The organism is Nocardia sp. JCM 34519.1 (assembly GCF_020361265.1).
GTDB classification, from domain to species: Bacteria; Actinomycetota; Actinomycetes; order Mycobacteriales; family Mycobacteriaceae; genus Nocardia; species Nocardia arthritidis_A.
In genome coordinates this window covers 58,660-73,827 of sequence record NZ_JAIRBR010000019.1, presented here as the reverse complement: position 1 = coordinate 73,827, position 15,168 = coordinate 58,660, and the positions used below count along the sequence as shown (strand labels likewise).

Annotated in this window: 2 protein-coding genes; both read right to left on the bottom strand. The window is 69.0% G+C overall.

The genetic code is table 11. The features are described 5' to 3' along the window. Positions 1-66: 66 nt before the first annotated feature. Positions 67-14,361, bottom strand: a complete 14,295-nt coding sequence (locus LGY53_RS33615) for a non-ribosomal peptide synthetase (protein WP_225730728.1) — start codon at positions 14,359-14,361, stop codon at positions 67-69. A gap of 16 nt (positions 14,362-14,377) precedes the next feature. Next, entirely contained in the window at positions 14,378-15,094 is a 717-nt protein-coding gene (locus tag LGY53_RS33610; protein WP_225730727.1) for a DUF6875 domain-containing protein, read from the bottom strand. Positions 15,095-15,168 lie beyond the last annotated feature (74 nt).

The window sequence follows — 15,168 nt, the reverse complement described above, 5'->3', positions numbered from 1 at the left end:
AGCGCCACAGCGATTTGCCATTGACCCGTAAAGTTTCCGGGCGAAATGCGCCGCAGGCCACTTCGGCTAGCGCAGGTAGGCGGCGACGATCGGACCGATCAACGCGAAGGACTCCGGCGTGGTGAGTTTGTTGTGTTCGTACGGAATTTCGTGGTCGACGAGTTCTCCATCGATATACGGGAGCCAGGTGGCGGCGTTGGGCGTGCCCGCCGCCGTGGAGTCGGTGCTGCTGAAGAACAGCAGGTCACCGGTGAAGCGGGCGGGTCGATGGTCGGCGGCCTCCCGAACGAGCTCGAGATAGTCGGCGTATAGCCGGTTCAAGGTGTCGGCGGTGAGGGAGGGGCCGTCGGCGGCACGCAGCAGGGCCGCGGCGCGTTCGGCGAGCGTGGTGTCCGCCGGTTGGTCATCGACGAACGCCGCCGGGTCGACGCCGCCGAATTCGGCCAGCAGGTACTCGGGTGACGGTGCCTCCGTTGCGCTTTCGGGTGCGATGTCGGCCCGTCCGTCGATGATGATCAGGGCGGATACCTGCGCGCCGCGGCGTTGCAGTTCGACGGCGACCGCGTGCGCGATCGGACCGCCCGCCGAGTAGCCGAGCAGGCGATAGGGGCCCAGCGGTTGGGTTCGCTCGATCTCATCGGCATAGTCGGCGGCGCGTTCGACGAGCCGGCGCGGTGCTACCTCGGTCGTCACGCCGGGCGATTGCAGGCCGTACACCGGATGGTCCGGGTCGAGATATCGCACCAAACCCGCGTAACCCCATGCCAATCCGATGGCCGGATGGATACAGAACAACGCGGGACCTGCGCCCGTCGGGCGCAGCGGCAGCATCGACCGCAACGCAGGGTCGGCACCGCCGCCTTCGGCGATGCGCCGGGCCAGCGCGCCCGGCGTCGGATCACCGAATATCCACTGCACCGGCAGGTGGCATCCGGTTCGTGCACGGACGGCGGCGACCACCCGGATCGCCACCATCGAGTTGCCGCCGAGTTCGAAGAAGTTGTCGTCCAAGCCGATTCGCTCCGCAGCGAGCACCTCCTCGAATGCGGCGACGACGGCGTGTTCGGCCGGTGTCACCGGTGGCCGATATGGCAGATTCGCTTGGTGCACCGTGACTTCCGGCGGTTCATAGGTGAACGCCCCTGGCGGAGCGGTCACCTCCAGCGCACCGACTTCCACCCCCGGATGCACCGTTACCGCCTCGACCACCTCCACATAGCGCCGCGCCATGGCCGCCGCGGTCGAGGGTTCGAACAGGTCGCGGGCGAAGATGAGGGTGCCGCGCACACCGGCGGGCGCACCGTCGGCGTCGAACTCCTCCATCAGCATCCACTCCAGCTCGAATTTCGCGCCGACGGTGGGTGTTTCGACCGGCCGCAGCTCCAGCCCCGCGAAATTGATCGGCTCCCGCTCGAAGTTCTGCAGCACCAGCAGCACCTGGAACAGCGGGTGATAGGCCATCGAGCGGGCGGGCGCGAGCAGCTCGACCAATCGCTCGAACGGCAGGTCGGCATTACCGAAGGCGTCCAGATCGCTGTCTTTCGTTGCCGCCAAGAGGTTTTCGAAGGTGGACCGCTGATCGACGCGGGTGCGCAACACCAGCGTGCCGACGAACATGCCGACGAGGTCGTCGAGTTCGCCGTCACCGCGCCCGGCCGTCACCGTGCCGATGGCGATGTCGTCGCGCCCCGACAGCCGGGACAGCAGGATCGCCAGCGCGGCGTGCGCGACCATGAAGACGCTGACGCCGTATCCGCGCGCGAGCTCCCGGATCCGTTGCTGCCCGGTGGCACTGATCCGGAAGTCGACGGATCCGGCCCGGTCGGACCGCACCGCGGGCCGCGGATGGTCGGTCGGCAGCGTCGGCGCGTCCGGCAGACCGGCCAGCGCGGCGCGCCAGTACGTCAGCTGACGATGCGCGACGCTGTCGGGATCGTCTTCGGTGCCGAGCGATTCCCGCTGCCACAGCGTGTAATCCGCGTACTGCAACGGCAGCGGGGTCCATCGCGGCGCGGCACCGGATCGCCGCGCGGCCCAGGCCACCATGACATCCCGGGTCAGCGGCGCGATCGACCAGCCGTCGGCGGCGATGTGATGGGTGACGACCACCAGCAGGGCGGGCCCGGAATCCGGTCGCAGCAACCGGATCCGGATCGGCAGCTCACGGGTGAGGTCGAAGCCGTCGGCCGCCGACCGCATCGCTCGCTCCAGCGTATTGCCCCCGCTGTGTGTCGAAACCTGAAGCGGCACAATCACTTCTGATATCGGCACGATGTGCTGATATGGCTCACCCGCATCGTCGACGGGGTAGACGGTCCGCAGCGACTCATGTCGTGCCAGCACATCGGCGATGGCCGCGCGTAGCACCTCCTCGTCCAGATCGCCGCCGACCTCGAAGACGCCGGGAACATTGTGCGCGGGCGAGCCCGGGTCGTAGCGGTTGAGGAACCACATCCGGCGCTGGGCCGCCGACAGCGGGATCCGTTGCGGCCGTTGGCGAGGGCCGGGCCGGGGACCGGGCGGCGATGTCGCGTCGCGCACCGCCTCGACCAGGGCCGCGACGGTGGGCACGTCGAAGACGGTGCGCACCGGGACCCTGATGTCGAGCGCCGCGCCCACCCGAGCGGCGACCCTGGTCGCGATCAGCGAATTGCCGCCGAGCGCGAAGAAATTGTCGTCCAGGCCGATTCGCTCGATGCCGAGCAGATCGGCGAAGATCGCTGCTACGGCGCGCTCCGACGGCGTCCGCGGGGCGCGGTATCGGCCGGATCGGATATCGGGCGCGGGCAGCGCCTTACGGTCGAGTTTGCCATTGGCGGTGCGCGGCACGGCGTCGAGCGGCACGATCGCGGCGGGCACCAGATACGACGGAAGCCGCTGGGACATACGTTCTTTCAAACGTTCCGGCGCGAAATCGCCCGATTCGGCCGGGACCACATAGCCGACCAACAGTTCGCCGACCGCCGGATCGGTGTAGATATCGGCCACCGCCTGCTGCACCGACGGATCGGCCAGCAGCGCGGAGGCGACCTCGCCGAGTTCGATGCGCAGCCCGCGCAATTTGACCTGCGAATCGGCGCGGCCGAGATAGTGCAGCTCACCGGCCTTGCGGCGCACCAGGTCACCGGTGCGGTACATCCGCTCCCCCGGCGCGCCGTGCGGATCGGCGACGAACCGCGCCGCGGTGAGCCCGCCTCGGCCGTGATAGCCACGGGCCAAAGCGATTCCGGCGAGGTAGAGCTCACCGATCACGCCTTCCGGCACCGGGTGCAGTCGCTCATCGAGCACCAGTGCGGTGACGCCCGGCACCGGCATGCCGATGGTGATCTCGGCACCCGGCCGCATCGCGTTTCCGGTGGCCCAAATCGTCGCCTCGGTGGGGCCGTAATCGTTGAAATGCCGACGCCCCGGCGCCACCCACCGGGCGACCAGTTCCGGCGGGCATTCCTCGCCACCGGTGATTATCGCGGCGAGCTCGCCCCCGGCGACGGCCGACGGCTCGACCGACGCGAGGGCCGACGGCGTCAACGCTATGTGCGTAACCCGTTGCCGAACCAGAAGTTCCGCTAGTTCCGTGCCGCCGTATGCGGTCGGTCCGGCGATCACCATGGTCGCGGCGGGTCCGATCGCCATGAGCAGCTCGAGCACCGAGGCGTCGAAACTCGGCGAGGCCAGGTGGGCTATTCGGGACAACTTATCGGTGCCGAGGCGTTCCCGTTGCAGCGCAGCCACATTCGCCAGGCCCGCATGGGTCACCACCACGCCTTTCGGCCGACCCGTCGATCCGGAGGTGAAGATGAGGTAGGCCGGATTATCGGGCCGCAGCGGCGGCCGCTCATCGTCGCCTATCGCGGAGTCGGTGACCGAACGCACCGCTGCCGTGTCGGCGTCTTCGGTCGAAAGCCGATACACCGAGCAGGCTTCCGGTCCAGTGGTCACAGGCGTCTCGACCGGGTCCACCGGCCAACGCATCTCGCCCGGCAGATCGCCCGTCTCAGCCGTGTCCGTACTGTTCGGCACCAGCCAACGCATCTCGCCGGACGGACCCCCAGCGGTCGTATCGAGGTCGTCGAGCACCAGCCAGCGCATCGAGACAGACAACCTCCTGTCGTCGGTGGCCGAAAGTGCCTTGGCCGAGTGCGAGTCATCGATGATCGGTCCGCATGCCTCGCTGGGCAGTCTCCCGGCAGCCGTCCCAGCGGCTGAAGGATCCTCGGCTGCGTCTGGGTCGTCGAGTACTGGCCTGCGCATCTGGTCGAGCGGCGCGCCAGTGGCCGCCGCAGCGTCCGAGGGCATTCCGGCCGTTCCCGGGTTGTCGAGGACTGACCAGCGTGCTTCGCCGAACAGGTTCGCGGCGGCTCGTCCATTGGTGATTCCCAGCGCGGCACCGGAATCGGTGAGTATCTGGGTGATCCGTTCGACCGGGTAGGTGGGATCGACAGGGACGAACGCGGCTCCGGACTTGGCGACCGCCCACACCGCGAGTACCGACTCGATGGACCGGGGCAGCGCTAGCGCGACCGTACGTTCCGGTCCCGCTCCGGCGCGAATCAGCGTTCTGGCCAACCGGTTCGAGCGTCGGTCGAGTTCGCGGTAGGTCAGGGCGGTGGTTCCGTCGGTGATCGCGATACCGTCCGGGTTCGCGGCCACTGCGGCGGCGAGCAAGTCCGGCAGTACCCGAGGCTCGGCGATCGGCGGTGTGCCCGGTGCCAGCAGCGCCGATCGTTCGGCGGATTCGAGTAGTTCGATATCACCCACCGGACGCCCGGGGTCGCAAACCACCGCGCGCAGCAACCGGATCCAGCGCCGGGCCAGCAGTTCGATCGTTTCCGCATCGAAAAGGTCGGTGGCATAGGTGAATCGCGCCGAGAGTCCGGCATCGGTCTCCGATACGGTCACGCTCAGGTCGAAGCGGATCGCCCGCTGGTCGAGTTCCATTGCCGCCACCCGTAATCCGGGTAGTTCGAAGGCGACCGGCGGCAGATTCTGGAATACCAACATCACCTGGACCAACGGATGGCGCGCCGCCGACCGCACCGGTTCGAGCACGTCGACCAGCCGCTCGAACGGAACATCGCTGTGCGCGAACGCATCCAGGTCGGTGCGGCGCACCCGCTCCAGCAGGGCGGTGAACGATTCGGCAGGACGCACCTCGGTGCGCAGCACCACCGTGTTGACGAACATGCCGACCACACCGTCGAGTTCGGCCGCTCCACGCCCCGCGACCGGCGTGCCGAGCGCGATATCGGTGCTCACGGCGAGTCGGGCGAGCACCGCGGCGAGCGCGCCGTGCAACACCATGAACAGCGTGCTCTGCCCGGTCCGCGCCAGCGCGGTCGCCGCCGCGGTGAGACCGGGATCCAGCTCGACCGCGACCGTGCCCGCCCGCAGCGATGCCGTGGCCGGACGCGGCCGGTCGGTGGGCAGCGCCAGTTGGTCCGGCAGACCTGCCAATGTCGTGCGCCAGTACCGGATCTGCGCGCTGAGCAATGAATCCGGGTCGTCCGTCGTACCGAGCCGTTCGTGCTGCCACAGGGTGTAATCCGCATACTGCACCGGCAGCGGCCGCCATTCGGGTGCGCGGCCCTGCTTGCGCATCCCGTATGCCGTCATCAGATCGGCGGCCAGCGGACCCATCGAGAATCCGTCGGCGGCGATGTGATGTGCGACCAACACCAGCACGTGCTCGTCCGGACCGAGCCGGAACAGCCGCGCCCGCACCGGAATCTCGGCCGTCACCGTGAATCCGGCGCTGACACAGTCGAGTACCGCGGCTGGCAAATCATCTTCGCCGATCGACTCCGGAACAAGCGGTGGCACAACGGAGTTCATTGGCAGGATCACCTGATGTCCGACGCCGTCCCTGTCCGGGTACACGGTGCGCAGCGCTTCGTGCCGGTCCAGCACATCGCCGAACGCGGCGCGCATGGCCGCGATATCGAGCGATCCGGTCAAACGCAGCGCGACCGGGATGTTGTAGGCGCCGGAAGCCGGGTCGTAGCGGTTGATCAACCACATCCGTTGCTGTGCGGGCGAAAGCGGCACCAGTTCGGGTCGCGGCGCCCGCCGTGGGCCGTCCGCCCGCGCATCCGCACCGATCCGCGCCGCCAGCTCACGCACCGTCGGCGCATCGAAGATCAGTCGCACCGGCACCCGCGCGCCGAGCGCATCACCGATCCGCGCGGCGACCCGGGTCGCGGACAGCGAATCGCCGCCGAGCGCGAAGAAATCGTCGGCCGCGCCGACCCGCTCGTGTCCGAGCACCGCGCCGAATGCCGCCGCGACCGCCCGTTGCGCACCGACCGGCTCCAGATATTCCGCCTGCGTCCGTTCGGGTTCCGGCAGCGCGCGCCGATCCACCTTTCCGTTCGCGGTCAGCGGCAGCGCCGCGAGCACCGTCACCGTCACGGGGACGAGATGCCGTGGCAGCCGCGCGCCGAGATATTCGAGGACGCGCGCCGGTGTCGGCGCGGCTCCGGCTGCCGGGACCACATAGCTGGCCAGCACCTTGCCGCCCGCCGCGCCGTCCCGAATCACGGTCGCCGACATGGCGATTCCCGGTCCGGCCCGCAGCACCGCATCGACCTCGCCCGGCTCGACCCGGATTCCGCGCACCTTGGCCTGAGCGTCGTTGCGGCCCAGGAAATCCAGTCGCGCATGCGAGACGCGGCGCACCACATCTCCGGTGCGGTACATGCGGCTGCCCGCGGTCCCGAACGGGTTCGCCACGAACCGTTCCGCCGTAGGTCCGGACTGTCCGGCATAGCCGCGGGCCAAACCCGGCCCCATCAAATACAGTTCGCCGAGCGCGCCGAGCGGAACCGGCCGCAACCACGGATCGAGCACGGCGAGCCCGGCACCGGGCAGCGGTGCGCCGATTCCGATCGGATCGCCGGGGGCCAGCGGCGCCGAGCAGGTGGCGGCGACGGTGGCCTCGGCCGGGCCGTATGAATTCAGCAGCGCCCGACCGGCGCCCAGCCGAGCGGACAGCTCCGGCGGGAAGGCCTCGCCGCCGGTGAGGATCACCCGGACGCCGGACAGATCCGCCCGTGGCACGGTGGCCAGCATGCCCGGTGTCGCGACCAGTTGGGTGGCCGCGGTCTCGAGCACCGCCTCGCCCACCGTGCTGTCCGGCCCGGCGACCACCAGGGTCGCACCGGTCGCGAAGGTGGTCAGCCAGACCAGCGTCGATGCGTCGAAATTTGGGTTCAGGCAATGTAATACGCGATCACCCGGACCGACTCCGGTGCGCGCGCAGAGCCCGGCGACCAGGCCGGACAAACCGGCATGGGTGACCACAACCCCTTTGGGCGCACCGGTCGAACCCGAAGTGTGGACGATGTAGGCCGGGTGTCCCGCGCGCAGCGGCGGGCGCTCGGCGGCCGTGATCGCCTCGGGCGCAAAGCCTTCCCAGCATTCGCGAACCGCCGGATCGTCGAGCAGCCGCCAAGCGACGGTATCGGGCAGTTTGTCTCGCCACGCCGTGCTCGAAATCCCGAGCAGGGCACCGCATCCGGCCGCGATCTCCGCGATCCGACCGGCCGGATCGGCGATATCGACCGGGACGAACGCCGCACCGGACCTGGCGGTCGCCGACACCGCGACGAACCATTCCGCCGAGCGCGGAAGCGCCAGCAACACAGCCGATTCCGGTCCGGCGCCCGCGGCGATGAGCAGGCGGGCCAGTTGATTCGAGCGGCGGTCCAGGTCGGCGTAACCGATTTCGACCGTTGCGCCGCCCGGCAGCACCGCACGCACCGCGATACCGCTCGCGCCTGTTCCGTTGGCGAGCAGGTCCGGCAGCAGCCGCAGCGGCTCCGGACGCGCACGCAACACACCCGGATAGTCACCCGCCGCACCGCCGCGCACCTGCCTGATGCGCTGGCGCGGATCCGCCGCGAGCCGCGCCAGGATCCTGGCCAATCGTTCGGCCAGGCCGACCGCCTCGTCGTCCTCGAACAGCCAGGGCGAATAGTTGAGCACCAGCCGCAGGCCGTCCCTGGCATAGGCCGCCAACGAGAGCGGATAGTGCGTGCCGTCGCGACCGCGGAATTCCTCGACCCGCAACCCGGCCCGGCCGGTCGCCGCCGAAAGTGCCGCGGTGTCCACCGGATACGACTCGAAGACGGTGGCGGTATCGAACAGCGCGCCGACGCCCGCGACGGCCTGAATATCGGTGAGCCCCAGCGCATGATGCGCGATGAGCGCACCCTGCTCGCGGCTCACCCTTGCCAGCAACTCGCCGATTTCCTCCGCGGGCTCGAGCCGGATGCGCACCGGAATGGTGTTCACCAGCATCCCCACCATGCGGCGCACGTGCGGTATTTCCGGTGGACGCACGGAAACCGTCGCGCCGAAGACGATATCGTTGCCGCCGGTGAGTTCGGCGAGCAGCAGCGCCCAGGCCACCTGTACCACGGTGTTCAGCGTGACGCCGCGCTCGGCCGCGGTGCGCGCCAAGGCCGATGCGGTCGGCCCTGGCAGGGGCACATCCGAACTCAGCGCCGGGGCATCCGGACCGGGCACCCGCGCGGCGGGCGGGCGAGCCGCGGCCACCAGAGTCGGTCCGGCCAGCCCGGCCATGGCGGCGGACCAGGCCGCGCGCATTTCGGAATGATCCTGTGCTGCAAGCCATTCCAGATACCGCCGGAAGGAAACCGGGGTATCGAGCGTGGAATCGTCACCGGTTTCGTAGATCGCGAGCAGTTCGGCGAAAAGCAGCGGCATCGACCAACCGTCCAGCACCACATGGTGATTGGTGATCACCAACTGGACCTCGTGTGGCCCGCGACGCAGGCACAGGAAACGAATAAGCGGCGGCCGATCCAGCCGGAACGGTTCGGCCAGTTCCGCGTCCGCCAGGGCCGCACCGTCGTGCGGATCAACCGTCACGCACCGCCATGGCAGCTCCACCTCCTCGAGCACCACCTGCACGGGCGTATCACCGGTGTGGAACGCGGTACGCAGGGCATCGTGGCGCCGCAACAGGATTCGCGCGGCCGACGCCATCCGGTCGAGATCCACCTCCCCCTCCAGATCGATCACCGCCTGCACCGAATACCCGTCGGATCGGTGCTCCGCCAACTGCGCATGGAACAGCAGTCCGCGCTGCAGCGGCGTCAGCGGCCACACATCGGTGACGCCGCGATAGCGGGACTCCCACTCGTCGATCCGCGCCTGTGTCGCCGCCACCAGCGGCAGATCCGAGGGTGTCAGCCCACCCGCGTGCGGCTCGGCGAGCAGGCGCGCGATCACGTCCAGAGCCGAAACCCACTGCCGCACCAGCTCTTCGACATCCTCACGATCGATCACCCCGGACGCGAACCGCCAAAGCGCCTGCAGCCGCGGCCCCGCCGCGGTCTCCACCGTCACCGCATCGAGCGAAACCACCGCGGCGGCAGGCAGATCGGCGTCACCGAGACCACCCAATTCCGTGCCGACCGCGACCGGCAACCACGGCCCGGATCCACCGCCCGGCACCTGCCCGAGATAGTTGAACCCGAACTCCGGAACCCGACGCAATCGCGCACCGGCCTCCTCGTTGAGATAGCGCAGAACCCCGAACCCGATACCGCCCCTCGGCACCTCCCGTACCCGCTCCTTGACCGCTTTCAGAGCAGCAGTGATGAAAGCGCGTTCATATTGCGGCACAGCATAATTCGACAAATCATCGAGCTGCGCCGACGAGCCGGGGCGCCCGTCGCCATCCGCATCCGGCACCACACGCGACGTGTCGAGTCGCAAATGGCTTTCTCCGCGCGACGTCACCCGTGCCAGATCTGGACGCGAGCGATAGTCCGCGCCCGGCGTCACGCGTGGCAGCTCGAGTCGCAGCGGGAACTGATTGGTGAACCAGCCAACGGTGCGCGAGAGATCGGCCCCGGGCACCGCGGTCTCATCACGACCGTGCCGCTCCACCATCACCAGCGCGGAATCCATTGCCGGACGCCACCGCGCGACCGCAACCGCGAACGCCGTGAGCAGCGCGTCCTCGACCCCGGCCCGGAACGCCACCGGCATCCGCTCCAGCAGCGGCCGCATCGTCTCCACCGGCACCCGCACCTCGATTCGCCCGGTGTCACGCCGCAGATCTCGCGCCGGATCCAAAGCCCGCCGCCCCAATACCGCTGCGGAACCCGCCAACACATCGGCCCAGTACCCGACCTCCGCGACCCACGAATCGTCAAGTGCCGCGCCGGAAAGCGCATGCGCCCAAGTCCGCATCGAAGTCCCGACCGCTGGCAGATGCGGCTCCACCCCCGCCGCCACCTGCCCCCACGCCGCAATCAGATCGCCGATCACGATCCGCCACGACACCGCATCGAACACCAGATGATGCGCCACCAACACCAACCGCCCCGGCGCGTCCGCCCCGGCATCCACCCAGGTAACCGCGAACATCACGCCGCTCGCGGGCGCGAGCCGTCGCACGGCATCCGCGACCGAATCGTCGCCCTGCCCGGAAACGCTCCGCATCGCGCCACTCGCGACCACAGCCGAATCGTCGCCGACTGCGCACCCGGACGGCCGCCCGGCGGCCACGGCGACGGCGACGGCGACGGCGACGGCCGGATCGCCGCCCACTCCCGGCGCGGCATCCACGTCAGTCACCAAATCCTCGCCCGGTTCATCCGCGGACCGCACTGTCGCAGCCACGGCGACGACCCGGTCCTCGTCCGATTCAGCGGCGAGCCTCAGCGCTCCGTCCGCGGCCTCGGCCGAATCAGCCCGCCGCTCAGGTGCACATCCCGGCGGGACAGCCGCGACCTCCGCCGAATCCTCGCCGCGCTCGGACCCGAACCGCCGCACGGCATCCGCGACCGCAGCCTCATCGTCGGGTCGCTCGGAGGCGGGCGGCGCGGCGTCCATCGCCGAACCGTCGCAGAGTTCGGACCTGGGCGGCCGGGCGGCATTCTCGACCGCAGTTGAATCCCTGCCCAGCTCGGGCGCTGAGCCCGGCGCGGCATCGGCGCATCGCTGCGGCGCGGACTCATGCCCAGCGGCGTCGATTCGATGGATCAGCTTGTCGGCGTTCACCGCGCCTGCCGGTAGGACCTCGAGTTCTCCATCGATGAGGCGGGCACGGAGCATGTCGTGGCGATCGATGACGGCTTGCAACACTTGGGCGAGGCGTGGGCGATCGATGCCGGTGGGTAGTTCCAGGACCATTGATTGGCTGAAATGTTCCCAGCCCGTTGGGTTTTCGAGCAGCCAGCCGACTATCGGGGTGTGCGACATCCGGCCGGTCGCGCCGCCGGGAATCTCTTGCAGCACAGGGCGTTCGGTCGGCGGTGCGGTGACGACTCTGGCGAGGGCCGCGGGGGTTGGATTTTCGAAGACGTCGCGGGCCGAGAAGACCAAGCCCGCCGCGCGGGCGCGGGAGACCAGTTGAATCGCCATGATCGAATCGCCGCCGAGGGTGAAGAACGACGATTCGGCGCCGACCGGTCCGCCGCCGAGCAGTTCGGCGAAGAGTGCGCACAGCGCGCGTTCGGTCTCTGTTCCGGCGGCCCGGATCGCCTCGTGGGCAACCGGTTCCGGTTCGGGTAGGGCTTGCCGGTCGATCTTCCCGTTGCGGGTGAGTGGCAGCGCGGCGAGCACGGTGATGGTCGCGGGCACCATGTGGCCGGGCAGCCGACTGGCGCAGAATTCGGTCAGCTCGGCCAGGTCCGGACCCGGCCCGTCACGATCCACCGGAACCACATACGAGGCAAGCGCGGAGCCGCCTGCTGCGGTCCGGCGCGGCACGGTCACCGCGATCTCGATGGCGGGATGCGCGGCGAGCACGATATCCACTTCGCCCGGCTCGACCCGCATTCCGCGCAGTTTCACCTGGAAGTCGGTGCGGCCGAGGTATTCGAGCACCGGACCGTCCGGCGCCGCATACCACCGAACCAGATCGCCGGTCCGGTACATCCGAGTTCCCTTCGGCCCGAACGGATTCGCGACGAATCGCTCGGCGGTCTGCCCTGTCCGCCCGGCGTAGCCGCGGGCCAAGCCCGGACCGGCCAGATAGAGCTCGCCCGGCATACCGACCGGCACCGGCCGCAGCAACCGGTCCAGCGCCAGCAGCCGCATCCCCGGCACCGGCCTGCCGATTCCGGCGACCAGGCCGGGTGTCAGTCCCTCGGTGAAGGTGGCGGCGATCGTCGCCTCCGACGGCCCATACGAATTCACCAGTTTGCGCCCCGCCCCGAAACGCGCGACAAGCTCCGGCGGACAGGCCTCCCCGCCCGTGGACACGGCGCGAACACCATCGAGCGCTCCGGTCGGCAGTGTGGCCAGAACGGCTGGCGTGGAACACAATTGGGTGATGCCGAACTCCGCTATCGCGCCCGCGAGCCCGGTATCGGCCACCGCGTCGCCCGTCGCGATCACCAACGTCGCGCCGGAGCTGAAGGCCAGCAACAGCTCCAGGATCGACGCGTCGAATCCCGGGTTGAGGCAGTGCAATACCCGCGAACCCGGCCCGGCCCCGTAGGCGTCGCGCACCGCGGCGACCAGCCCGGCCAGTCCGGCATGGGTGACGACGACCCCCTTCGGCACACCGGTCGAACCAGACGTGAATACCGTATAGGCAGGATGCTCGGGTCGAATCGCCTGCCGCACAACGCCTTCGTTCGACGGCAGCTCTGAAGGGACGATCCACGAAACCGCGCCCGGCAGTTCGGCCACCGCGTCGGCGGACGTAATCCCCAGCCGAGCACCGCATTCCGCGGCCATTCTCGCCACCCGCTCGACCGGAACACCGGCGCCGACCGGTACATACGTCGCCCCGGATCGCGCGATACCCCACAGCGCCACCACGGACTCCACCGAACGGGGCAGCGCGACAAGCACACTCGTCTCCGGCCCGGCACCGCGCGCGAGCAGCGCCCGCGCCAGCCGATCCGAGAGCCGATCCAGTTCGCCGTAGGTCAGCGTGCGCGCACCCGACAGCACGGCGACGGCCGAGGGCCCGGCCGCGCGCAGACCCGCGTCCAGGATCTCCGGCAGCAGCCGCGGCGCCCGCACCACCGGACCCGGCATCCCGGACAGCAGCTGACGGTCCTCGTCGAGGAAATAGTCGAGCGCGGCCACCTGAGTACCCGCCTCGGCGCCGAGCAGCGATTCGAACAGCAGCATGAACCGGTTGTGGTGGCGGGCAAGGGAATCCGCGTCGTACAGATCGGGATTCCCGGTGAAGTCGACATGGATCGGCGCGCCCGCGCCGTACTGGTACAGGTTGACGAACAGATCCTCGATCGGACCCGAGGTGAGCACGTGCAGGTTGGTCCGCACGCCGGTGAAGTTCACCTCGGCCGGGAACAGCATGATGTTCACCACCGGCCCGACGAATCCGCGCCCGACCGACTCGTCCTGGCGCATTTCCTCGTGCCGGAATCGCTGATGCCGCAGCGCCCCTGACACCTCGACCCGGATCGCGGCGACGATATCGGCGACGGTGCTGTCGTCGGTCACCGAAATCCGCAGCGGCACCACATTCGCCAGCATGCCGCCCGAGCGCCGCAGCATCGCGGTGGTGCGCCCGGATACCGGGAGGCTGAGCACCACCTCGCGCTGCCCGGTCAGCCTGGCGTAATAGAGCGCGAGCGCGGCCAGCACCAGCGCGGGCGCACCGGTCCCGAATCGGGCTTCCGCCGCATCAAGTCGTTCGATAACGTTGTCGGACAAGGTAATTCGATGCGTACGCCCTAGCGCATGCGCGGGTGCGTACGCATCGACGAGGCTGCACCGGCGCGGCATGCCCGCCGTGCGTTCGGCCCAGTACGCGGCGTCGCTCGCGAATCGGGGCGAGCCGCGGTAGCTCATCTCCGCCTCGTGGATCTCCGAAAGGCTCATAGCCGCAGCGGTTTTCGTCTCGACTCCGGAGACCGCGGCGTTGTACAGGTCGGCGACCCGGTACAGCAGGCTCGCCGACCCGAACCCGTCGAGCAGGATGTGATGGCACCGCGAGTACCACAGCACCCGTTGCGGACCGACCCGGATCAGCGCGGACATGCCGAGCGGGTCACGCAACAGATCGATCGGAGCGGCCACATCCGCGCGCATCCAGCGCAGCGCCTCGGCATCGGGATCGGCGGCATCGCTGAGATCCAGATAGGCCATCCGCTGCTCGACATCCTCGGCCACGACCTGCCATGGCCGACCGTCTTTTTCGGTCAGCCGCAGCAGCCCGGAGCCGAACTCCCGCGCCGCGCGCACCGAAACGTCGCGCAGCACAGCGATATCGAGCGGTCCGTCCATCTCGATGTACTGCGCCTCGTACAGCGGCACACCGGGATCGAGTTGCTGGGCATACCACATGCCGAGCTGGGCCGGTGACAGCGGAAATTCCGATGTCGAAACACCGTGCGTCATAAAGATTTTCCTTGCATCAGTCGGCGCGGTGCCCGGCGGGCATCGGCTCGTCGTCCGGCGCGGCGCGGTAGGCCGCCACCTCCGTGTCCGGATTCGCCGTCAGCCGGCGCACCACCGCGTGTCGCACGTGCGCGGGCAGCGCGGGTGCGAATTTCTTGACATAGGCCGACATCCACTCCGGCCGCTCCAGCAGGAAGGGAAAATCGGTGGCCATCATGCTGCGCACCACCAGCATCGGGATCGGCGCGTCCAGCGGATGAAAATCCTTGTTCCACAGGCCCGGTTGCGCGCAGCCGGGGTAGAACTGACCGAGCATCATTGCGCGCGCGACGAATTCGGTCTTGAGTTCGGCGTGCAGCTCGTCGATCAGCGAGTAGTCACCCAGATCCGGCAGTGCGGTGATAAGCGTGCGCAGCACCGCCGCCCCGCCATCGACGGGCGGCAGCCTCGGAAAGACCTCCAGCGCATCGGCGAGCACCAGGCGCACGAAGTCCGGTAGCGGCCGGATACCCGGAATCCGGCCGACCCACATGAGATCTCGGCGAATCGACGGCCCGACATACGGACAGATGGGCCCGTCGCGCCCGAGCTCCGGCGCACTGCTCGTCAAATGATCTTCGACCCACGCCCGTACCACCCCAGCGGCGGATCCGGCGAATGGGCACGGTATCTCGATATTGGACAGCGGGATCCAATTCATCCCCGACCGCGGTCCGATAACGATCTTGGTCATGCGTTCACCTCGTCACGTTACGTGTCCGAGTATCCACCAAAAGTCAACAAAATTTCACGAGTAATTAGTACCCA

Coding starts and splice junctions, on each gene's coding strand:
- LGY53_RS33615 (WP_225730728.1), bottom strand. CDS start 14,361: ATGACGCACGGTGTTTCGACATCGGAATTTCCGCTGTCACCGGCCCAG.
- LGY53_RS33610 (WP_225730727.1), bottom strand. CDS start 15,094: ATGACCAAGATCGTTATCGGACCGCGGTCGGGGATGAATTGGATCCCG.